Source organism: Bacillus sp. JZ105, from assembly GCF_053903125.1.
Genome location: NZ_CP096387.1, coordinates 1,346,096 through 1,368,975, shown reverse-complemented (window position 1 = coordinate 1,368,975; position 22,880 = coordinate 1,346,096). Strand labels below are relative to the sequence as shown.

Annotated in this window: 19 protein-coding genes and 1 pseudogene; 2 read left to right on the top strand and 18 right to left on the bottom strand. The window is 41.4% G+C overall.

Features of this window, described 5'->3' with window-relative positions:
- Positions 1–124: 124 nt before the first annotated feature.
- A complete protein-coding gene (locus M1D81_RS06950; protein WP_456265207.1) occupies positions 125–2,251 on the bottom strand; it encodes a peptidoglycan D,D-transpeptidase FtsI family protein in 2,127 nt (708 codons plus the stop codon).
- A gap of 337 nt (positions 2,252–2,588) precedes the next feature.
- Here M1D81_RS06950 and M1D81_RS06945 point away from each other — a divergent pair, with 337 nt between their 5' ends.
- On the top strand, positions 2,589–3,383 hold the full coding sequence (locus tag M1D81_RS06945) for a CAP domain-containing protein (protein ID WP_456265208.1): 795 nt from the start codon (positions 2,589–2,591) through the stop codon (positions 3,381–3,383).
- 66 nt (positions 3,384–3,449) lie between these two features.
- Here M1D81_RS06945 and M1D81_RS06940 read toward each other — a convergent pair.
- From M1D81_RS06940 to M1D81_RS06885, 12 genes and pseudogenes are all read right to left on the bottom strand, one after another.
- Positions 3,450–4,612, bottom strand: a protein-coding gene (locus tag M1D81_RS06940; RefSeq protein WP_456265149.1) for an IS3 family transposase whose coding sequence is annotated in 2 segments (ribosomal slippage) — positions 3,450–4,336 and positions 4,336–4,612 — 1,164 coding nt in all. Because the reading frame shifts where the segments join, the coding sequence is not laid out codon by codon here.
- 164 nt (positions 4,613–4,776) lie between these two features.
- A complete protein-coding gene (locus tag M1D81_RS06935; protein WP_456265209.1) occupies positions 4,777–5,649 on the bottom strand; it encodes an NAD(P)-dependent oxidoreductase in 873 nt (290 codons plus the stop codon).
- Between the two features lie 13 nt (positions 5,650–5,662).
- Positions 5,663–6,448, bottom strand: coding sequence for an SDR family oxidoreductase (locus M1D81_RS06930; protein ID WP_456265210.1), 786 nt, complete (start codon positions 6,446–6,448; stop codon positions 5,663–5,665).
- A gap of 73 nt (positions 6,449–6,521) precedes the next feature.
- The gene (locus M1D81_RS06925; RefSeq protein WP_456267149.1) at positions 6,522–7,469 is read right to left on the bottom strand and encodes a methyl-accepting chemotaxis protein; all 948 of its coding nucleotides are present in this window, start codon (positions 7,467–7,469) and stop codon (positions 6,522–6,524) included.
- Positions 7,461–8,483 (bottom strand): annotated as a pseudogene (locus tag M1D81_RS06920) (cache domain-containing protein); the annotation flags it as partial. The pseudogene M1D81_RS06920 and the gene M1D81_RS06925, both read right to left, overlap by 9 nt.
- A 115-nt stretch (positions 8,484–8,598) precedes the next feature.
- Positions 8,599–9,627, bottom strand: coding sequence for a spore photoproduct lyase (splB, locus tag M1D81_RS06915; protein ID WP_087977262.1), 1,029 nt, complete (start codon positions 9,625–9,627; stop codon positions 8,599–8,601).
- A gap of 82 nt (positions 9,628–9,709) precedes the next feature.
- Positions 9,710–9,952, bottom strand: coding sequence for a transcriptional regulator SplA domain-containing protein (locus M1D81_RS06910; RefSeq protein WP_044331928.1), 243 nt, complete (start codon positions 9,950–9,952; stop codon positions 9,710–9,712).
- Positions 9,953–10,052: 100 nt separating this feature from the next.
- Positions 10,053–11,771, bottom strand: a complete 1,719-nt coding sequence (ptsP, locus tag M1D81_RS06905) for a phosphoenolpyruvate--protein phosphotransferase (protein ID WP_024426847.1) — start codon at positions 11,769–11,771, stop codon at positions 10,053–10,055.
- On the bottom strand, positions 11,771–12,037 hold the full coding sequence (locus M1D81_RS06900) for a phosphocarrier protein HPr (RefSeq protein WP_003211078.1): 267 nt from the start codon (positions 12,035–12,037) through the stop codon (positions 11,771–11,773). Before M1D81_RS06900 ends, ptsP begins: the two co-directional genes overlap by 1 nt.
- A 93-nt stretch (positions 12,038–12,130) precedes the next feature.
- On the bottom strand, positions 12,131–14,230 hold the full coding sequence (gene ptsG, locus M1D81_RS06895) for a glucose-specific PTS transporter subunit IIBC (protein WP_456265211.1): 2,100 nt from the start codon (positions 14,228–14,230) through the stop codon (positions 12,131–12,133).
- A gap of 202 nt (positions 14,231–14,432) precedes the next feature.
- A complete protein-coding gene (gene glcT / locus M1D81_RS06890; RefSeq protein WP_024424695.1) occupies positions 14,433–15,287 on the bottom strand; it encodes a glucose PTS transporter transcription antiterminator GlcT in 855 nt (284 codons plus the stop codon).
- 55 nt (positions 15,288–15,342) lie between these two features.
- Entirely contained in the window at positions 15,343–16,332 is a 990-nt protein-coding gene (locus M1D81_RS06885) for a LacI family DNA-binding transcriptional regulator (protein ID WP_456265212.1), read from the bottom strand.
- Between the two features lie 93 nt (positions 16,333–16,425).
- On the opposite strand from M1D81_RS06885, the gene M1D81_RS06880 reads away from it, so the two are divergent.
- Positions 16,426–16,569, top strand: a complete 144-nt coding sequence (locus M1D81_RS06880) for a hypothetical protein (RefSeq protein WP_456265213.1) — start codon at positions 16,426–16,428, stop codon at positions 16,567–16,569.
- 54 nt (positions 16,570–16,623) lie between these two features.
- Here M1D81_RS06880 and M1D81_RS06875 read toward each other — a convergent pair whose 3' ends face one another.
- The 5 genes from M1D81_RS06875 to M1D81_RS06855 form a co-directional block, all read right to left on the bottom strand.
- The gene (locus tag M1D81_RS06875; protein ID WP_456265214.1) at positions 16,624–17,718 is read right to left on the bottom strand and encodes a M24 family metallopeptidase; all 1,095 of its coding nucleotides are present in this window, start codon (positions 17,716–17,718) and stop codon (positions 16,624–16,626) included.
- A 104-nt stretch (positions 17,719–17,822) separates the two neighbouring features.
- Positions 17,823–19,742, bottom strand: coding sequence for a heavy metal translocating P-type ATPase (locus tag M1D81_RS06870; protein ID WP_456265215.1), 1,920 nt, complete (start codon positions 19,740–19,742; stop codon positions 17,823–17,825).
- A 289-nt stretch (positions 19,743–20,031) separates the two neighbouring features.
- Positions 20,032–20,520 carry an endospore biogenesis thiol-disulfide oxidoreductase StoA gene (gene stoA, locus M1D81_RS06865; RefSeq protein WP_456267150.1) on the bottom strand — a complete coding sequence of 163 codons (489 nt, stop codon included), beginning with the start codon at positions 20,518–20,520 and terminating at the stop codon, positions 20,032–20,034.
- A gap of 54 nt (positions 20,521–20,574) precedes the next feature.
- Positions 20,575–21,891 (bottom strand): polysaccharide biosynthesis protein, encoded by a 1,317-nt coding sequence (locus tag M1D81_RS06860; RefSeq protein WP_456265216.1) that lies wholly within the window; start codon positions 21,889–21,891, stop codon positions 20,575–20,577.
- Between the two features lie 114 nt (positions 21,892–22,005).
- The gene (locus M1D81_RS06855; protein WP_456265217.1) at positions 22,006–22,656 is read right to left on the bottom strand and encodes a cell wall hydrolase; all 651 of its coding nucleotides are present in this window, start codon (positions 22,654–22,656) and stop codon (positions 22,006–22,008) included.
- Between the last annotated feature and the right edge of the window lie 224 nt (positions 22,657–22,880).

Below are 22,880 nucleotides of genomic sequence, written 5' to 3'. Positions count from 1 at the left end.
TTGTCCTTAGATTGATGTATAAAAAAGATTCGCTAGAAAACCCGTATTTTCCTTCTGTCATCGAGGGAAACGTCCATATTTTCAGCAAAAAGGGAGCACTTTCTGCTGCTGTGCTCCCTGCGGTTTATTGTTTTTCATATTTCTTTTGTAATTCAACGTACTTATCCACAATTTTACTTGGGATGTTTTTAATAACAGGATCTTTATCTGAGACATAAGGTGTCACGACACTAAACGCCACCTTTGGATTAGAAGAAGGATAGTATCCTCCAAAGGTTAAGTTGTACGTTGAATTTCCCCACCAGCTGCGGTTGGCACCATAGTAGAACGTTTGCGCTGTACCTGTTTTTCCTGCGACATCATGCTGACCAAACCGGCCAGCGGCAGTTCCGCCTGTTGATGTGACCATTTTCAGACCCGTTTTTACGCGGTCAATATCTGCTTTCGAGTTGTTAATCGTGTTCAGCACCTTTGGCTCATATTTTTTTACGACTGGGCCTACTTCATCCTTCTTCGTTGGAAGATGAACACTTTTCACTACTCTCGGCTGAATACGGCTGCCTCCATTGGCGATCGTTGACATGTATTGTGCCACTTGAAGCGGTGTATACGTGTCATACTGACCAATTGCTTCATCAAGCAAGAGTCCGCCGACCGTCTTAGGATGCGTCTGCATCCCGCTTGATTCCTGCGGCAGATCAATCCCCGTTTTCACGCCAAGACCGAATTGCGCATAGTAGTTTCTCATTTTTTGTAAGTGCTCAGGCCTTGCAGGTAACGGACCATCCTTTTGATAGGTGATGCCCGCCATTCTCATCGCTACTTGGAACATGTAGACGTTGGAACTTTTTTGGAGTGCTTGAATGTCGTTAACCCATCCAAGATTTTTGTAAGACCTTTTCGGTTTTCCATTACTCCCTGCAAAGTAGAGCGGTGTATCCATATAGGCTTGGTTGTGTGACATCCCGTCCTGATAACCGCCAAGTACTGTGGCTCCTTTGACAACAGAGCCCATTTCGTACTGGGTCGTAAATGTTCCGATCGCAAAATCTGTGACGTCTCTGCCGTCCATTTTCTTGCCCGACATGGCGAGAACATCCCCTGTATGAGGGTCCATCATGACGACAAAGGCACGATCCATCATATAGTTTCTCGCGCTGGCGGATCTAAGTTCTGATTCAACGATTTTGTCGACTTCCTTTTGCAGCTCCATATCAAATGTCAGCGCAAGATCAAGTCCTCTTCGTCCCTCTGTCCGCTTGATTTCATCAAGCAGCTTCCCGCCAACTTGTGTATATTGAACGGTCGCTTTCTCAGGGTTTAGAAAATCTTCGTACTGATATTCTAAATAGCTCTTCCCTACCCGGTCATTTCGCGAGTAGCCTCTTGCCATATAGTAATCTTCACGCTCTTTAATAATTCCTTGCTCTGGTGTAGTCACACCGCCAAGTACATTATAAAGGGTCTTTTCATACGGATATTTTCTTGTCCAGTCGTTGATGACGTTCACACCAGGCAGTTCATCAAGATGCTCTGAGACAAGTGAAATTTCTTCATATGTCAGGCTTACGGATGAAGTTTGTTTGGATTCTTTCGTTTCATCGAGTAAAGCAACTTTTTCGTCCCCTTTTTTCTCTTCGTTTGGGTCCATCGCCTTCACGATTTGGGGCTCAAAGGCATATCCGCCTGTAAATCTACGGTAGATCGCTGCAACAGCTTTTTCCTCTGCATTCTTTTCGATCGCCTTGACTTCTTTCTTTGGGACACGTTCTACTTGAAGCGGATAGACATCCTTTGCATCGATATCTTTTTTCTCCGCTTTTGAAATGAGTTTATCCGCTTCTTTCGGATGGCTCGCCAGCCAAAAATCTCGAATGTCACGCTCTCTCAAAAAATCAGTATCCATTTTTATATAAGTCGCAAGTTTTCTTGCTACCTTAATCTTATCCTCCGCTTTCACACCGCTTTCTGATGTATAAACGATGGCAGGTACACTTTCGTTATCAACGACGACTCTTCCTCTCGCGTCATACATTTTTCCTCTTGGAGACGGGTATGATGCTGTTTTGACCTCTGTTCGGTTGGCTTGCTTTTTATAATCTTCACCATTGACGATTTGCAGCACACCAAGCTTGATCACAAGTCCAGCAAATAAACTAAATACAGCGAAGAAAAAGAGATTAATTCTCCAGGCGTTCCGGCGCTTGATTCTTTTTTGCTCGGCAGCACCTTGATGCTGTTTCTCTCCCACTTATGTAGCTCCTCTCATCCTTTTCAATCTTTTACAATTACCACTCATTATTGTAACACTTTTGTAATAGTTGTTACAGCGAAACAAGTGAAAAAAAGCTGTCAATCCCTAATCTGCAAAAAAATATACTAACACTTTAAAATATTGGTATGTTTATGTCGTTTTCTTTAAATGGAAGAATTCTCTATCCTTTGATATAAAGCGGCTCTTACGATGACTTTAACAAAAATGACAAACTGGCATTGTCAATGGAGGATGCTGGTACGTTTATAACAAAAAGTCCATGTTATGATTTTTTGTGAGAAAACAAAACAAAGATTTTAGGAGGAGTTACAATATGAAGAAGAAATCATTCTTTTTTTCAGCGCTGACAGCTGCTGCACTCATCACGTTCACTGGAGGACATTCAGCTGATGCGAAGGAGCTTAACCTGAAACAAGTGATAAATGTACAGCATCAAGCCATTGATCTTCATACACTAGCAGCAAAATTACATATCTCTTCAGATGTAAACAAGCTAAGCAAGTCGAATCAAAAAGAGATCGAAGCTCTATTAAACAAGCTGATCAAAAGCGGTCAACCTGTTACAGGAACTAAAGTAGTGAAAGAAGTAAACAAAGCAAAACAAGAACAAAAACAAGAATCAGTGAAAAAACCAACTGCTTCTAAACCAAGCACTCCAGCAAAAGAAAACACAAGCAGCAACACAAAAGCTGACCAAAAAGACACAGCGGCATCAAAAGAAGACAGCAACTTAAATGCATTTGAAAAAGAAGTGGTTGAGCTTACAAATAAAGAGCGTGCAAAACAAGGCTTAAAGGCACTTTCTGTTGATTCTAAATTAAGCAAATCTGCTCGCGCAAAATCTCAAGATATGAAAGATAAAAACTATTTCTCTCATACAAGCCCAACTTATGGATCTCCATTTGATCAAATGAAGCAATTCGGTATCACTTACAAATCAGCAGGTGAAAACATTGCCCAAGGTCAAAGATCCCCTCAAGAAGTTGTGACAGCATGGATGAACAGTGAAGGCCACAGAGCGAACATTTTAAACAAAAGCTATACACATATCGGTGTTGGTTATGTGAAATCTGGCAACTACTGGACGCAGCAATTCATCGGAAAATAAGGTCAAAAAAAACCTTCCTACTCATAGACTGACATAGCAGATTGAGACACAAATAAAACACCCTTATTAGGTTGCCATGCTACCAAATGTTTTTGGTGCGTGGTAGCCTAATTTTTTTTGGATACGCTCTTCATTATAATACTTGATGTAACGGTCGATTCGTTGCCTGACATCTTTTTCTGATATAGAGTTGAACTTTGTAAACATAAATTCCTCTGATTTTAAGCTGGAATGGAATGATTCAATCACTGCGTTATCCCAACAGTTACCTCGTCTAGACATACTGCTTGTGAGGTTCCTTACCCCCAGCTCCTTTTGATATGCATACGAACTGTATACACTTCCTTGATCTGAATGCACAAGTACACCTTTAGGCGAATTCCTTTTCTCTAAAGCTGCTCTCAATGTGTCCAATATGAGTGATGTCTGTTGGTGATCATCTAGGGTGTAGGCAACAACTTCGTTGTTGTACAAATCCATAATGGTCGAAAGGTAGAGCGTTCTTGGTCCATACTGAATATAAGTAATATCTGTTACCCATTTTAAATTCGGGTGTATTGCGGTGAAGTTTCGATTTAATATATTTGGGGCAATGATGACAGATTCCCCTTTTGATTTCCATTTCCTTTTACGCTTCACACGACATTGAAGATGGTATTTTTGCATGATGCGCTGTATAGTATTTCGGTTTCGTTTGATATCATATTGACGCTGAAGTAGCTTTCGGATCTTACGATGGCCGTACCGGAACGACGTTTCGGTACATAAGGAAATAACAGCCTTCTCCACTTGTGATTTTTTACGTATTCCTTCGGATACCCAACGATAATAGGTCGATCTGGCGACCTGCAAAATACTTAAGACAGACTTTACTGTATATTTCTTCCGTAATCTCTCGATCAAATACAAGGTTACTCCCTTTTCAACTCCTCTACGATCTCCAAATACTTTTTTAGAATTTCATTCTCCATCTTAAGGTGTTCAACCTGCCTATTCACTTTTTCCTCTTTGGATACATTGTCAGGTCCATGCCCGAAGCTATATTGTTTTCCAATTGGCTGATCGAATCGATGTAACTGATTTCCTCGATACCACTTCATCCATGTTTTAATCTGAGATACATTCTTTATATGATATTTATCCATAATTTGTTGATTGGTAAACTGCCCGCTTAATTTATCTTTCACAACCGCCCATTTTATTTCAGCTGAATATTTGTTTTTTTTCATAAAAAATACCCTCCAAATTAGCACTTAGTTTAAGTGTATCACTTGAAGGGTGTTTTTTTATGTCCCATTTGACTAGGTTAGTCTACTATTTGGGGCAGGTTTTTAATTTGTTTTGAGGGTTTGATTAAAGCTGCAAACTATTCCACCTAGGCAGGACAGTTTTTTTATTTGACCCATAATTTATAGATGCTCTGGGTCCCGCTGTTTTCTTCGCCCTGTTCGCTCAGCTTTTCATAAAGTGACTTCGCAAGTGAGAGCCCTGGCATTTCTTCCCCCATCAGCTCTGCTTCTTCAAGTGCAATGCCCATATCCTTGATAAAATGCTTCACATAAAACCCTGGCTCGAAATCACCTTTCAGCATTCTTGGTGCAAGGTTTGACAAAGACCAGCTGCCGGCTGCACCTGTTGTGATGCTTTTGAGCACCTGCTCTGGATCAAGCCCTGATTTTTCGGCATAGGCCATTGCCTCTGCGACACCGACCATCCCCGCTGCAATGGCAATTTGATTACACATTTTTGTATGCTGACCGCTTCCTGCCGGCCCTTGATATTGAATGTTTTCACCCATTTGCTTAAATAGCGGCAGACAGGCTTCATAGGCTGACCTTTCTCCGCCGATCATAATGGCCAGCGTACCATTTTGGGCTCCTATGTCTCCGCCTGATACAGGTGCATCTAATGCAAATATACCTCTTTCCTTCGCTTTCAACTCAATTTCTTTTGCAAGCTGAGGCTTCGATGTCGTCATATCAATGAGATATGTACCTGGCGCGGCATGTGCCACAAGCCCATCTTCACCTAAATAGATCTCTTCTACATCAGATGGATATCCCACCATTGTTATGACGGCATCTGCACTTTCTGCAATCTCCTTTACTGCCGGCTTCCATGATGCGCCTTTTTGAATCAATGCGTCTGCTTTTGCTTTCGTTCTTGTATAAACGAGAACTTCATAGCCTGCATCTATTAAATGTCCTGCCATACTGCGCCCCATTACACCGATTCCTATAAAACCAACTGTTTTGATTTGTGCCATCACTTGTTCCTCCTTAAAGAGACTTTGTCAATCCACCATCAATGATCAGTGTTTGACCTGTCATATATGTATTGGCTTCTGATAAAAGAAACGCTGCATATGCTGCAAATTCCTCTGGCTGGCCGTAACGGCCAAGCGGGATCGCTTGTTCAGCCTGTGCTTTGATTTCTTCAACCGTTCGATTCTCTGTTTGTGCGCGGTGCTTCTCCAGCTGTTTCACACGGTCTGTTTCAATTTTTCCCGGTGCTAACGTATTAATTAAAATACCATCCTTTGCAAACTCCAGAGCAGCTGTTTTTGTCCAGCCGGCTATGGCCGGTCTAAATGTATTTGACAGCATCAAGCCTGGGATCGGTTCTTTCACTGACATTGACGCAATATTTAACACACGTGCGCCGCGTTTTTTCAAAAAGGGCAATGCCTCTTTTAATAACCGAATATAGCTGAGTAAATGAAGCTGAAATGATTCGATCCAATCTTCATCTGTTAAGGTGTCGAGCGTTCCTGTTTTAGGCCCGCCTGTATTGTTCACAAGAATGTCGAGACACTTCTCATCACCAGCCGCCGCTTGAACAAGCGCCTTGATTTGCCCGGCGTCAGATACATCACATACTTGATAAGTCAGCTGTCCTTTGACAAGCGGAGACAGCTCGTTGACTGTTTCTTTCAGCTTCTGTTCATGTCTTCCCGAGAGCATCACATCTGCTCCCTCTTTTGCTAGAGCAAAGGCAATCGCTTTTCCGATACCTTGACTGCTTGCTGCTACCAATGCTTTTTTTCCAGTTAGATTGACATCCATGTCAACACCTCCTCTAGTTTATTTTATCATACAAAAAGAACCTTGCTCACATCGCAAGGTTCTTTCCCGCTCTTTACACTTTAAATCGGTCAACCGCCTGACGCAGTGCATGGCTTGATTCGTTCAGCATTTCAGTTGAGGTTTTCGTTCTTTCTAACACTTGAACTTGTTCATCTGTAGACGCATGCACTTCCTCAGCTGAGGCAGCAGATTCTTCTGAAATGGCAGCAATGCTTTGAATGGAGTCACTCATCTTCTGCTGTTCTTCTGTCATTTCATTAATCTGTGTATGAATGCTGTCGATTGAATCGACAAGTGCCTGCATTTCCATTGTGATGCTGCTGAGTGCCTCACCTGTTGCATTGATGGCCGCACCTTGTTCCTCATTCATTTTACTTGCTGCTGTCATCGCCTCAGCTGCTTTCTTCGATTCATCTTGAATGAGTTTGACGGTTTCACTAATGTGTTTTGTTGACTGTGCAGATTGTTCAGCAAGCTTTCTCACTTCTTCTGCAACTACAGCAAATCCTCGTCCGCTTTCTCCTGCTCTCGCTGCTTCAATGCTTGCATTCAGTGCAAGTAAATTCGTTTGATCCGAGATTTCAGAGATGGCGGTCACGACATTTTCAATATTTTTCGTTTTATGCTCAAGGTCAAGCAGCATTTGCTCTACCTTTTTCGATTCTTCGTTCGCTTGTGCTGATTTTTGGACGAGCATACCAAGTGCATCAAGCCCTTTATAGCTTGCATCTTCAGATGATTTTGAGTTGGTTTGCATTTGTGAGGCAAGCTCACCCATATGACGCACTTTCTCATACAAATGCTCTGATTTCTCATTAATCGTTTCTGCATCTGATGCCTGCTTAGATGCTCCTGTTGCCACCTCTTGAATGGCCGTTGCAATCTGTTCGCTAGACAGCAAGGTCTCATTTGAAATGTGGGTCACTTCATCTGCTGATTTCACAACTTGATCTGAAGCCCCTTTTACTTTTTCAATTAACTCCCGGATATCCTCGGTCATTTGATTAATGCTTTTCGTGAGGAAACCAATTTCATCTTGGGATTTCACTGCAAGCGTGCTTGTTAAATCGCCTTCTGACACCTTACGCACATGCCCTATTAAACGCTTGATTGGCGTAGTGATACTTCTTGCCAATAAGAAGCTGAGGATCATCGCAAGAATAATGGCAATGACGGATATAATGATACTTGTCTGATTCATTTGTTCTGTGATCCAAAGCAGTTTACTTTTCTCAAAGCTGACACCAACCGTCCAATTGGCTTCTTTGATTTTAGATAGGACCGTCAGTTCTTTGCTGTCATCAACACCTGAGTTGTCAAGCGCTTTTTTCACAGAAGCGACCTTTGATATGTTTTTTCCTTGCTCTGTTGGATGCGCCAAAAGGGTACCTGTGCCATCAACTAAGAAAGCGGTCCCCTTATAAGGAATCTCTTGTTCATTTATATACGTTTGAATAGAGGACAGCTTCAAATCAAGTCCAGCGACCCCAATGACTTTTCCATCTATGACAATCGCCTTCGTGGCTGAGACAATCACTTTTTTTGTTGCTTCATCGACATATGGATCTGTCCAAACGACCTGATCAGGCTTTTCAGCTGCTTGTTTAAACCAGCCTTGTTTCGATGGATCATACCCTTCGCCAAGATCGAACTCTGGGAAGCCGAGCATTTTGCCGTCAATTGTTCCAATATAAGCAAACGAAATGAGTTTATCCTGTTCCTGCAAGTTTTTTAGTGCACTTTTTTCAAAATCCAGTGTTTGCTTTGTTTGTTTTTGCGCAAATTCTTCAGTCATTTTATCTGTTGCCACTTTGTTAATGGTATTGCCGTAATTATCAAGCTTTTCTGTAATGATGTCTCTCATACTTTCTGCCGTTGCTGCTGCGGTGGTTTTTGCATCTCTTTCAATAAGTGGTTTTAACACTAAGTTGGAACCCACTTGAACAGCCAAAACAGTTAAAATCAAAATAACTGAGATGAAAACAGCTATTCTCACTTGAAGTTTCTTAAACATCTCCTCACACCCCTACATCTACTTTCACACCTTAATTTATATATCGGCAAAATGATACCGCATTCAATAGTTATAAGAAAATTTAAATAGAAAAAACAAGCCTTATAGACTTGTTTTAAGTGAAATATTCAATTTTTGCGGATGGAAAGTACTGATCAATATATGATTCTAACGTCTCTCTTAGTTCTTTTTCCTCATCTTTTTGATAGATATATTTCCCAATCCCGTATCTGCCCCATTTGTATCGTCTTTTTTCTTCATCTAATTCTAATTTTGATTTTGGGTAGTTTTTTTGAATCACACGCTTTGCTGGTTTTGTAAAGCGATGCTGAATCATCTCAAAGGTGATATCGTCTCTCACATCTTCAGGAAGAGCTGCATTGAGCTTTTCAAAAAGAACTTTATACCCTTCCTGCCAGCCTTCATGGATGTAAATTGGGGCAACAATAAAGCCTAGAGGATAGCCTGCCTTTGCGACCTTTACAGCCGCTTCAATCCGCTGATCTAGCGGTGATGTGCCGGGCTCAAAATATTTAATGACATAATCGGCATTGATACTAAAACGGAATCTTGTCCGGCCATTATGCTTTGCATCTAACAGATGATCAACATGATGGAACTTCGTGACGAAGCGAAGCTTTCCTAAGTCGGTCTGCCCAAAGTATTCAATCGCTCGTTTGAGTGTATGTGTCAAATGGTCAATTCCTACGATGTCTGATGTACATGATGCTTCAAATCTCGTGATATCCGGCGCTCGCTCGTTCATGTATTGCTCTGCCTGATCTAATATTTCTTCTACATTGACGTACGTTCGAATGTACGGCTTACTTCCCATTGTTGTTTGCAAATAGCAATAATGACAATGTCCCATACACCCTGTTGCAAATGGGATCGCATACTCTGCAGATGGTTTAGACGAGTCAAACTTCAATGTCTTCCTCACACCAATGACAAGCGTTGACTTCGCATTACGATACTTTTGCAAGTCATTTTTTCCCGGAATATTTCTGACCTGATTGTGTGAAGTCGTTTCTCTTATTTCGATTCCCATACCCTCAAACTTTTCCTTCAGCTCTCGTCCTAACGGGTACTCTAACGCCCGGGGTTCAATGTAAACAAGCTGGGGAACGAAAGGTTTGATCATATTAAGCACATCCTTACCTTTAAGGTTTTCATACCGTTACTTTAACCGCACAGGATGGCTTTTATCCTTTCTAAAATCTCCCTTATTCAAACAAATCTTGATAAAGAGCTTCTGCTTCTTCATATGTTGGAAACACAGCATCATCAGGTGCTAGTGGATGATACGTTTCAAGCAAAAAGAGGGCAAGCTCTTCTTCGTTGTATGGATGTGAAACAATTTCTGCTTCTTTAATTTGTGCTACGTTTGCAGCATGTGGATTTCGATAAATCACATATACTTGATCACCTGGTTTATAGTCTGAGAAAGGCAATCTGGTCACCTCCATTTTTTAATTATAGGGTGCCCTTCTCACTGCCCAATATGACTCAATATGATAAAATTCGACAAAAAAACCAGACAGTTTCACCTGTCTGGTTTTCATTCACTTAGTTCTGTTGAAACGTCTTCTTGACGAAATCAACCACTTCTTCTGTTGTGCTAAGTGATAAAATATGCTCTTTAAATGATGCAGCTTCTTCCTTAGAAAGCTTGCTTAGCTGCGTTCTAGCTGGAAGAATGGATGTTGCACTCATTGAGAATTCATCTAATCCTAATCCAAGTAGAAGCGGGATTGCGATTTCATCTCCTGCCATCTCACCGCACATGCCGACCCATTTACCCTCTTTATGCGCTGCTTCGATCACAAGCGTAATAAGACGTAAAATCGCTGGGTTGTAAGGCTGGTAAAGATAAGACACTCGTTCGTTCATTCGATCAGCTGCCATTGTGTATTGAATCAAATCATTCGTTCCAATACTGAAGAAATCTACTTCTTTTGCAAATTGATCTGCGATGACAGCTGTTGATGGAATTTCTACCATCATTCCGATTTCAATGGAATCAGAAACGTCTGTACCAGCGGCAACCAATGCTTCTTTTTCTTCAAGTAAAATGGCTTTTGCTTCTCTAAATTCTGATAACGTCGCGATCATAGGAAACATGATTTTCAAGTTTCCATATGTACTTGCACGAAGTAAGGCGCGTAGTTGTGTTCTGAAAATCTCCTGCTCTTCCAGGCAAAGGCGAATGGCTCTATAGCCAAGGAACGGGTTCATTTCTTTTGGAAGCTGCAAGTAAGGAAGTTCTTTATCGCCACCAATATCTAGTGTGCGGACCACCACTGCTTTCCCTTCCATCTTCTCTAAAACTGTTTTATACGCATCGAACTGCTCTTCTTCTGTAGGAAGCTGGTCTCTGCCCATGTATAAAAATTCAGTACGGTACAATCCAACTGCTTCGCCGCCATTTTCAAGTACACCTTTTACATCTTCAGGTGTTCCGATATTTGCAGCTAGCTCTACGTGAACGCCGTCTTTTGTAACCGTTGGCTGGTCAACAAGTTTCGCCCATTCCGCTTTTTGAGCTAAGTAGTCTTCATGCTTTTTTTGATACGCTTTCACTTCATCTTCAGAAGGCTGAATGATGACGTCGCCGCTAATACCATCCACAATGATCAGATCATCGTTTTTCACCGTTTTTGTTGCTTCTTTTGTCCCAACAACTGCTGGAATCTCCATTGATCTTGCCATGATCGCTGAGTGAGAAGTACGACCGCCGATATCTGTTGCAAAGCCTTTGACAAATTGTCTGTTCAGCTGAGCAGTATCAGAAGGTGTTAAATCTTCAGCAATGATGATGACTTCTTCAGAAATCATGCTTGGGTTTGGAATGTCAACGCCTAGCAAATGGCCAGTCACACGTTTCGTTACGTCACGAATATCCGCTGCACGTTCCTTCATGTATTCATTGTCCATTGCTTCGAACATTGTGACAAACATTGTCGCTGTTTCTTTTAAAGCAAACTCAGCATTTACTTTATCAGATTTGATTTTATCCTTTACTGGGTTTAGCAGTTCAGGATCACTTAACACAAGAAGGTGGGCAGAAAAGATATCTGCTTTGTCTTGGCCAAGCTCTTTTAGCGCATGCTCTTTAATTGCTTCAAGTTCTTGTTTAGAAACATGAATTGCTTCTTCAAAACGCTTCACTTCTGTCTCTGGATCATTGATGTCTTTTTGGTGAACTGTTAAATCTGGTTCTTCCAGACGATACGCTTTTGCAATCGCAACGCCTGCTGAAGCACCGATTCCTTTCAGTTGTTGCATTACTCGCCTAGGCCTTCACTTTTCATTGTGTCTTTAAGCGCAGCAAGTGCATCATTTTCATCAGAACCAGAAGCAGAGATTGTGATTGTAGCACCTTTCGCAATTCCTAGAGACATTACACCCATAATAGATTTCAGGTTCACTGTTTTACCATTATATTCTAAGTTGATATCAGCATCATATTTACTAGCAGTTTGTACAAGAACTGTTGCAGGACGTGCGTGAATTCCAGAATCTGCAGTTACTTTGAATGTTTGTTGAGCCATTTTTATCAATCTCCTTTTTATACAATTAATACATCCACAATATTATATCATACTGCCGAGCTTGTCATCTAACAAGAACGGCAGTTATGAAAATTATTTTGAAATTTTCACGATGTTTTCTTGTCCAGCTTTGATTTCACCGGATGCTTGAAGGTCAATAAATTGTCCTTCACTTAAGTTGGTAAATACAATTGGAGTCATCAAAGATGGTACTTCAGACTTAATTTTATCAATATCAACCTCTAAAAGTTTTTGACCGATTTCTACTTGATCTCCCTCTTGTACAAATGCTTCAAATCCTTCTCCTTTGAGGCTGACCGTATCAATTCCGAAGTGGATCAAAATTTCAAGTCCACCATCAGATTGCAGGCCAATGGCGTGTTTCGTCGGGAACACATTTAAGATCTTCCCTCTTACCGGTGAAACAACCGTTCCATCTGTTGGCAAGATGGCGAAACCGTCACCCATCATTTTCCCTGAGAATACTTGATCTGGTACATCTGTAATTGGATGAAGCTCCCCTGTAATTGGTGAAGCAAAAATTTCTTCCCCTTGCTCATTTTGAAGCGGCTTTGCAATAACTTCTTCAACCTGCTGGCTGACTTCTTCTTTTGCAGAAGGGTCTTTCGCTGGACGAGGCGTGCGGCCTGCAATAATGTCCTGCATTTGTGTTTTTAAGTTATCAGAGCGCGGGCCGAAGATTGCCTGGATGTTGTTCCCTACTTCGAGAACACCAGAAGCGCCTAGCTTTTTCAAACGGTCTTTGTCCACTTTCTTCTGGTCATTCACAGTGACACGTAACCGCGTGATACATGCATCAAGGTGCTTAATGTTTTCTTGATCACCCATTGCTTCAAGGATTTCATAAGGCAAGTCATTACCTTTTTCAGACTTCGCCTCACTTGCTCCGTCTGCTGCTTCATCTTCGCGGCCTGGCGTTTTCAGATTAAATTTGCGAATGGCGAATCTAAAACCGAAGTAGTAAATGACAGCAAGTACGAGACCTACTGGAATGACGAGCCACCAAGCGGTCCTATTCGGCAGGATACCAAATAGGAAGAAGTCGATTAACCCTCCTGAGAAGGTCATCCCGATTTTCACATTTAGAATATCCATTATCATAAAGGATAATCCAGCGAATACACAGTGAATCGCAAATAATACTGGTGCAACAAACAAGAATGAGAATTCAAGCGGTTCAGTGATCCCTGTAAGGAAAGAAGTAAGGGCCGCTGATCCCATAATTCCTGCTACTACCTTTTTATTCTTTGGTTTTGCTTCATGGTAAATCGCAAGTGCTGCTGCTGGAAGACCGAACATCATGAACGGATATTTTCCTGTCATGAATGTACCAGCTGTCAGCTGAACACCATCTTTGATTTGCGCCATGAAAATACGCTGGTCACCACGGACAAGCTCTCCTGATAAGCTCTTGTAGCTAAAGAACTCATACCAGAATGGCGAGTAGAAAATGTGGTGCAGACCAAACGGAATTAATGAGCGTTCAATGACACCGAATACAAAGGCAGCCAGCGGCTCATTCGCTGCAAGCAGTCCTGTTGAAAATGAGTTCAGTGCCCCTTGGATTGGCGGCCAAATGACTAGCATCAATAGCCCTAAAATAAGTGCTGAAATAGAAGTAACGATTGGAACAAAACGCTTACCAGCAAAGAAGCCAAGATATTGCGGGAGCTCAATTTTGTAAAATTTATTATACATATAAGCGGCTAATACCCCGACGATAATCCCGCCAAAAACGCCGGTAGACAAGGTCGGTATGCCGAGCATATTAATATATGCTGGATGGCCTTCCTTGAAGAACTGGGCCAGTTTGAGCGAATCGGATGGAATGGATCCGTTAGCCATTAATACGGCACTCATCGTGACGTTCATAACAAGGTAACCGATGATAGCGGCAATCCCTGCCACTCCATCTCCATTGGCAAGACCGATGGCAACCCCTACAGCAAATAATAGCGGAAGATTCGAGAAGACGATGTTCCCCGCATTCTCCATGACACTTGCAACAAGCTGAATTGTATCATTGCTTAAAAATTGAGCTACATCAATCAGCTGCGGATTTTGCATCGCATTCCCAAGTGCCAGTAAAATACCAGCAGCAGGAAGGATCGCAACTGGAAGCATGAGTGCTCGTCCAATTTTTTGCAACACACCAAAAAGTGATTTAAACACTGGTTGAACCTCCTTTTGTTTTCGCTTACAACATACATTTGGGATGCTCCCTGACGCACATTTCATAATTAACCGTTTACATTTCACTTTCAAACGCAAAAAAAGGCATGGTGATATAAGGTTGCGCAAATAACAGGATCTTATCCTGTATTTACCTTAAGTCACTCATGCCTGATCGAATCAGTTACACGTTTCAAGGAAACTATGAAATTTTATTTGTCAATCTGTACAGATGAAGTGTCAAGTAGACGGCCTCAGCATCCTGTACAGGCTTTTTTAATGCATGCTGCAAAATTTTGATCATTTTCCAAGCAGTATTGTAGCATAAAGGATATTCATTTTTCAATAGATGAAGCAATTTTTCTGGCTCCTCTAATGATTCTCCCCGTTTAATACGCTCAATTGAAAACGTAATATGGCGTAATAAGCGTAAATAATGAATACTTTCTCTGTCTACTTTCATATGAAATGAATCTTCAATGACTTGGACCATTTGTGTAATGAGCTGCGAATGACGGTTCACTTCAGATAAAGGCCGATTCGTCAAAGCTGAATGAATATGAAGCGCTATAAAGCCAATTTCTCCTTCTGGCAGCTTCGTTTCGACATCTGGCCGCTCGTTAATCAGTTCAACGACTTCCTTTGCAACCTCGTATTCTTTCGGGTAAAGCGATTGCGTCTCAAGCATAAAAGGGTTCGTGATATCATAGCCTTGCTGCACCCGCTTAAAACTAAACGCAATATGATCGGTCAGCGCAACATGAATATGCTCATTCAATCGTTGTCCCATTTTTTCTCGTATATGATAAATGACGTCATTGGCAAGCTCGATCATGTTTTCATCAATATGATGAAGCAGCTGTTTATATTCTGTTTGTTCCTTCGTGTTTTTTAACACAAACATTTTTTCAAACACGTCTTGATCGAGGAGATCCCCCGATTTTTTACCGAAGCCAATCCCTTTCCCAATCAGAACCACTTCGCCCAAAGAAGGGTGTCTTGCGATGATGACATTATTATTTAACGCTTTATCAACGGTGAAGGATTCCATGAACATCCCCACCTCCTTCTTATTCAATCCCTCTTATCGTACAAAACAGATGAAACGTGCGTCAACGATTGTTTTTCAAAACGGTTGTTGTTCGCTCAATCAGGCGAAATGGCAGCATTCTTTTTTCTGATTTCTCTCCCTTTAATGCCCGGTCAAACAAGTCAAACGCTTCCTGTCCCATTTGTTTGAGGGGAATATGAATGCTGGAAATCCCCAAAGCCTCACTCAATTGGTTATTTTGAAAACTGAGTATGGCTGGTGATTCTCCTACTTTTATGTCGTGACGCTGCGCCTCTAATAAAAAGCCTGCAGAGACTTCGTCATTTGTGATGAATAAAGCTGTAGGACGATGTTTCATTTCCTGCCATTCTGCAAATAAATGCTTCCCATCAAGCAGGGATAACTTCCCTTCGATGATCCATTCCTCATCAATGGTCTGCCCGAGCGATTGCATCATGTCTTGATAAGCCTGAAGGCGCGACTCGCTATTCGCTCCTTCTGTTCTGGCGAGAACGATCGCAATTCGTTGATGGCCGCATGCCGCCAAATGATGCAGGCCTTCCTTAAATGCTTGATCATGCGCAATCGACACGGTTGAGCATTGATCGTGCGGCGCAGGATGACAAAATATAATCGGACCTGATTCCTGCCACTTTAAAATGTGACCATCACTTAACGCATTTGAACAAAATATTAAACCATCCACACGGCGCTCTTTTAAACTCATTAACGCTTCTTTTTCTTTAAATGGGTCATATCCTGTTTGAAATAAGGCAAAATGCATGCCGCGCGCCTGTGCTTTTTCTGCAATACCTGTGACGAGTGCGCTGAAATAAGAGTGTTCAATGTTTGGAAGGACGATGCCAAGCATATTCGAATAGCCCTTCGCTAAATGGACCGCCTGGATGTTTCTCGTATACTTGAGCTCTTTCATCGCTTGTAGAACACGTTCCCTTTTTTCTTCTTTAACATAAGGATGCTCATTCAACACACGTGATACAGTTGTCACAGATACGCCCGCTCTTTTCGCAATCTCCCTTATGTTTGCCATTTTTTCTCCTACTTTCTCTTGATATGGTAAGCGTTTCATACTTTAAGATGTATGTGAGCTAAACAAATCACTGGATGGAAAGGGGAATTCAAGATGGGTTTCATCATATGGATTATATTATGTATGACTGTTTTGTTTTCTGCTCGTTTTGCATTACATCCTTTAGGAAAAGAACATAAAATCAAACCGTTTCAATCAATTGATGATTTTTTTGTTGATAAGGATCAAGAAGAGTGATAAAAAATCACGATGACACTTCCAAGACCTGGACGTTCATCGTGATTTTTTTCATTACTTGATGATCGTCAGCTCTTTCGGATAATTGGTTAAGGTGACTGGACCATCTGCCGTAATGAGAACATCATCTTCAATTCTTACACCGCCGACTCCCGGCACATAAATTCCTGGTTCAATCGTATACACCATACCTTCTTGCAGTAGGTCGTCATTTGCCTGACTCATAGAAGGAAACTCATGAACAGAAACCCCTAATCCATGTCCAAGGCGATGAGGGAAATATTCACCATATCCCGCTTCTGTGATCAGCCCGCGGGCTTTTAAATCAAGATCACCGATTCTCACGCCGGGCTTACTCATTTCAAGTGCTGCCATTTCTGCATTTAAGACGGTTTGATAGATGTCCTTTTGCTTTTCAGAAGCTTCCTGATAGATAAATGTTCTTGTGATATCTGAGCAATATCCATCGACAATGACGCCAAGGTCAAATAACACAAAATCGCCTTTTTTTAAGACTGCCTGTCCCGGATTTCCATGAGGCTCGCCTGATTTTTCACCAAAGAGAACCATGGTTGAAAAGGACATACCTTGAATGCCTTTTTTCTTTAGTTCATATTCTATGACAGCGAGCACTTCTGTTTCTGTAACTCCTTCTTTTAAGGCGTTAACCCCAATTTTTACACCTTCATCTGCCAATTGAGCTGCTTTTTTGAGTGTAGCAATTTCAGATTCATCTTTAATCAGTCTGAGCTGATTGAGCGCATCTTCAGCCCGGACGAACGTTTCTGCCCCGGTGACAGCTTGGAGCTGCTCAGCTCTTTGAAGCGGAATCGATTCTTTTTCAATCGCAAGACGCGCCGTTTGAATGCCGCGTTTTTCTATCGCTGATTGAATGAAATCAAATGGATTTTCATGATCTTCATATCCAATAATATCGCCGGACCATCCTGCATTTTTTGCCTGATCGACTTCCATTTTAGGCAAAATAAAAAATGGTTCTGCCTCTTGGAACACAAACAGCCCCATCACTCTTTCATGCGGTTCTGTGAAGTATCCAGATAGATAAAACACATTTTCCTTTGTATGTATAAATGCACCTTGAATGTCTTCTTTCTTAAGCCAAGAAGACAAGCTCTTCATTCGGTTCATCATGATCCTCCTCACACGTTTTACTACTGGTCTATTGTATCAGTTTTTGCTTTATTTCGCACAAAAGCGCACTGGCATGAATCCAGTGCACCCTGATGATGGATTTAAGATGCACGAAGCAGACGCAGACCATTTAAAATGACCAAAATCGTACTTCCTTCATGCCCGATGACGCCAAAAGGCAAATCAAGCACTTGTAAGAAATTCGCACAAATTAACAGACAGATCACCGTTAATGAGAAAATAATGTTTTGCTTAATGATTCGATTCATTTTTCTTGAAAGACGGATCATCTTTGTTAGGTTATTTAAATTGTTCTTCATTAAGATGATATCCGCTGTTTCTAAGGCAACGTCTGTACCTCCGCCCATCGCAACCCCAACATCTGCTGTGGCGAGCGCTGGTGCATCATTGATTCCGTCTCCTACCATGATGATTGAATTACCTTGTTTTTTTAATTGATTGACCTCATGTACCTTTTCATCCGGAAGACATTCAGCCACTACGGTTTGGATGCCGGCTTCCTGCGCAATCGCTTCAGCCGTTTTTTGCTGATCTCCTGTCAGCATGACAGTTTGGATGCCTAAATCATTCAGTTCTTGAATCATTTTTTTGGCTTCAGGTCTGATTTGATCCTTAAGGCCAAGACAGCCAACAACTTTTTCATCCTTTTGAACGTAGACCACTGTGTATCCTTGCGCGGAAAGGTCATCACCTGTCTCTTCAATCTCGCGGTCAATTGCTGCCTTACCCGCAAATTCTTTCTTCCCAATCCGCCACGTTTCTCCATTTAATTGTGCTTTCACACCAAATCCAGAGGTTTCTTCAATGGTGACATGGACTGTTCTTTCTGTTTGGTGCTCTTTTGCCATATCAGAAATTGCTTTCGCTAATGGGTGGTTTGATTGACTCTCAATTTGATAGAGTGCCTGGTAAAAAGCAGATTCATCCTGTCCTTTCCCCATGATGACTTGTTCTACGGCTGGCTTCCCGCTTGTAATCGTCCCCGTTTTATCAAAAGCAATCATGCTGCTTGTGCCTAGTTTTTCTAAAAAGACACTCCCTTTGACAAGCATTCCATTTCTTGCGCCATTTGAGATCAATGACAATGCTGCTGGCATGATGGATGCAACAAGAGCACAAGGTGAAGCAACGACCATAAACACCATAGCCCGGTAGAAGGTTTCACTCATACTCCAGCCCAGGACAAAATGAGGCAGAACCATTAAAATCGCAACGGTGATCAGCACACCTTTTACATAGGCACCCTCGAATTTTTCGATAAATGCCTGGCTTGGCGAAACACTTTCTTGAGCGGATTCGACAAGTTTAATAATTTTATGGAATAACGTTTCTTCATTATGTTTCGTGACTTCCACTGTTAAGGAACCATTTAAATTCACTGTTCCTGCAAATACGTCTTCCCCCTGCCCTTTTTCCTGTGGAATAGATTCGCCTGTGAGGGCAGATTCATCCACACTTGTTCTCCCGCTTAAAATGACACCATCTGCTGCAATGCGTTCCCCAGCTTTGACCATAATCCGGTCACCTGGTGTTAATGATGAAGCGGCGATTTGAATGGTCGTACCATCTTCTTCAATTAAAGTTGCTTCATCTGGTGCAATGCTCATTAATGCTGTTAAATCTTTCTTGCTTTTATTTGACGTATACGTTTCAAGCGCACCACTCAGTGAGAAAATAAAAATTAAGATAGCGCCTTCTGCCCAATAGCCGATTAGAGCTGAGCCTATTGCTGCGAAAATCATTAAAAGTTCCACATTCAAGGTCTTCGACGAAATCGTTTCTTCAATTCCTTCCTTCGCCTTTGCAAAACCTCCAATAACAAATGCTAGGATGAAAAGAGGAATGCTCCACATGCTCTGATCCTTTAGAATCCATCCAATTAAAATGAGAATCCCCGAGATACCTGCTGCAATTAATTCTCCGTGCTGTGCCCATTTATGTAAGGACCATTTCGATTCCTTTTGATTTGTCGTTTGATACAGTGCTGTATTCTCATTCATGATTGTTTTCTCCTCTCTAATTGATAATCGTTTTCACATTATCAATCGTTGCCCATTTCTTTTCCCATCTATATTTTCTGCTATTTCAAGCTTTTTATTGGTCTGTAACTCATTATAACAGGTTCTGATCAATTTTCAATTAATAATTATTATAATTTCTTTTTGATAATAATTATCATTATTGATATAGACCGTTCCGTCTTCTTCTGAGCACAGTGTATTCAGATGAAAAGCAAATGAACACAAAAAAGAACCAACAGAATTGGTTCTTTCATAGAAAGGATTTGTTCTACGAATTTGTCCACTCTTTGATTTGTTTTTTCGTCAGTGGACCTACATGATTTTTCACCACTTCTCCTTTTTCATTAATCAAAAAGGTCGTTGGGATGGTGATGATTTGATATTTCTTCATCATTTCTCCGTGTTCATCTAGTAGGATCGGGAATGTAAACCTTCTGTCTTTCACAAATTGGGCAACAGCATGTTTACTTTGTTCAGCACCTAGTAAATTCACGGTCAATATGTCAACATCACTCTGATTTTCTTTCACAATCTGTTCAAATTCGGGCAGCTCCATTTTGCAGGACGGGCACCATGTTGTCCAAAAATGCAAAATGGTCTTTTTCCCTTTTGCGGGAACCATCTGCGTTTCACCAGTTAATGTCGAGGCCTTTATTCTTGGCGCCATCACAGGCTCTTTTGCTTCTGCTGCTGCGTTCATGAGAAATAGGAGCAGGGTCATCATCAGAAGACTGGCGGGTAGATGTTTACGATTCATCATGATCTTCCTTCCCAGTTTTCTTCTAGCTTGCCCTCTCGATGGCAATGACATTCACGCTTTTTTCAATGTAAGAAACATTGAAACGCCGAGCTCCTTACAAATCGTCGCATAATGCAGTGCAGTCAACAGCAACATGCCTGTGTTCATCCCTAAAATAACCCCCATCATATTCAAGCTTTCAATTGAACCAAGGAAATACACCATAGAAAACGAAACGATGTGCACCCATATATTATGTAGAAACACATCTTTGATGAGCCCCATGCCGATTAAACACGCTTGAAACGGCATCACAAACAGATGGCATAAAAAGTATGGCCAAAGCAGCTGTAAGTAGACCGCGGCTTGCGGTGAATCAAAGAAGAGCTGTGTGAGCGGGTAAGCAAAATAATACATGACCATCACTGCCGGCACCCCGTATCCAAACGTTATAAGAATCGCCTGTCTGACACGTTTTTTCACAAGATCATACTGACCTAAAGCATAGGCTTCAGAGACACTCGGAATCATCACAATCATGATGGAATGAGCGATAAACGCAGGAAAAAAACCGATCGACATTGCGACACCAGCCAGCATGCCGTAATGATCAACTGCAAGTGTTCCAGAAATGCCTGCTGCAACGAGCGCTCCTTTGATTAAAAATGGTTCAACCGCATTGGCAATCGCATGAAAGATGCGCATGCCCGTTGTCGGAATGGAAACGGCTAATAGGCGCTTTCGCACATCACTTCCTCTTAATTCAACAGACCTGACATTCACAGCATTTTTTGCCATGACGTATTGGGAGTATAAATAAATAAAGACCACAAGATCACTCGCAACAATGACACCAATGGCGATGAGTACTGCTGTTTCAATATCAAACGAATACCAATGAAAAAACAAAAACAAGCAGATAAGCTGGATCGTTTTCTTCAGCATATTGGCTAAAGCAATTCTGCCCATTTGCTGCTTTCCCATAAAATAGCCGCGGGCAATGGAGGTAAACGCAATAATCGGGATAAGTGACAGCACTAGACCCTTCATAAGCGGATGATACGACTGAAACACTGGAATGAAAGGCAGTACAATGGCTGCTATAGCTGTTGTTGTACTTGTCACCACAAGTGTCATTTTAAAGGCATGACGGAGCATGCTTTTGTGGAGACGCTCATGTGATTCTGCAATGAACTTAGAAATGGAGACTGGCAGCTCTAAACTGGCGATCACAAGGACAAGCATGATGATGGGAAGGATACTCATATATAATCCCATTCCATGTTCTCCAAGCTCTCTCGCTAAAATCATATTGACTAAAAACTCTATACACTCCGCAATAAAAGCTGCGACAGATAGCAGAATGACCCCTTTTACAAATCGATTCATGTAGCCTCCCCTTGTCTAAAAGCAAATTCTTTTCACATTCTATGAGACAAGTCCAAAAAATATTTTAATAATTGAAGACAAAAAAAGAGCAATCTCATTGATCGCTCTTTTTCTTTATACGGCAAACACGTGATGCCCGATACGTTCTACAATTTTGCGGGAACGAATCCAATGATCTGTTGCCGTTTTTGGATTATAAAAATAGATAGCCTTTGTTGTTCTGTCATGCTCTTTTACTACCTGTTTCACCGCTTTAATGGAATCTTGATCTGCCTTATCATGAATGCTTCCATTTGATACTGGCTGGAAAGCATTTCGCTGATAAATCACACCTTTAACACTGTCAGGAAAAGAACGATGCTCTACTCTGTTTAAGACAACGCTTGCCACCGCTTTTTTCCCTTCGTAAGATTCACCTTTCGCTTCAGCGTGTACCAACCTAGAAAGCAAGTCCATTTCTTCATTAGAATACTGTTTGCCGCTTGCCTTATTCGTCGTTTCAGATTTTACTTTTTTCTTTTGCTTCGGTTTTGAAGACTTTTCTTCTGTTGACGTACTTAGCAATTTCACTTTTGGCTGACGCTTTTCTTCAGAAAATGCTGGGATGACTTGATCGTGGTCTTGATCTATATTTGAAAGCTGATGTTTAACAGGTGCTTGTGAAATTTCCTGACTTAATGTGCCTTGCTGCTCTTGTATATTGTCCATCTTCATTGCTGCAACGAGCATAAGGATGACAAAAAGAGCTGTATGAATTTTAATCATTCGCCTTTTTCCTCCTTTAATCAAAGTAGGCTGTAAGATACTTGTCCACTCTAACAAGAGCTCATTCTATTTTCACTCACAAAGATTTACATACCTGTCCAAATTCCGTCATTAAATGGCATGTCCTAGTTGAGCGCACATAAAATGGAATTGTTAGCGCTTAAAAAAGTCCCTTTTTCACCTATCATCATCCTTATGCTCCTGATTATGGGTTATTACATTTT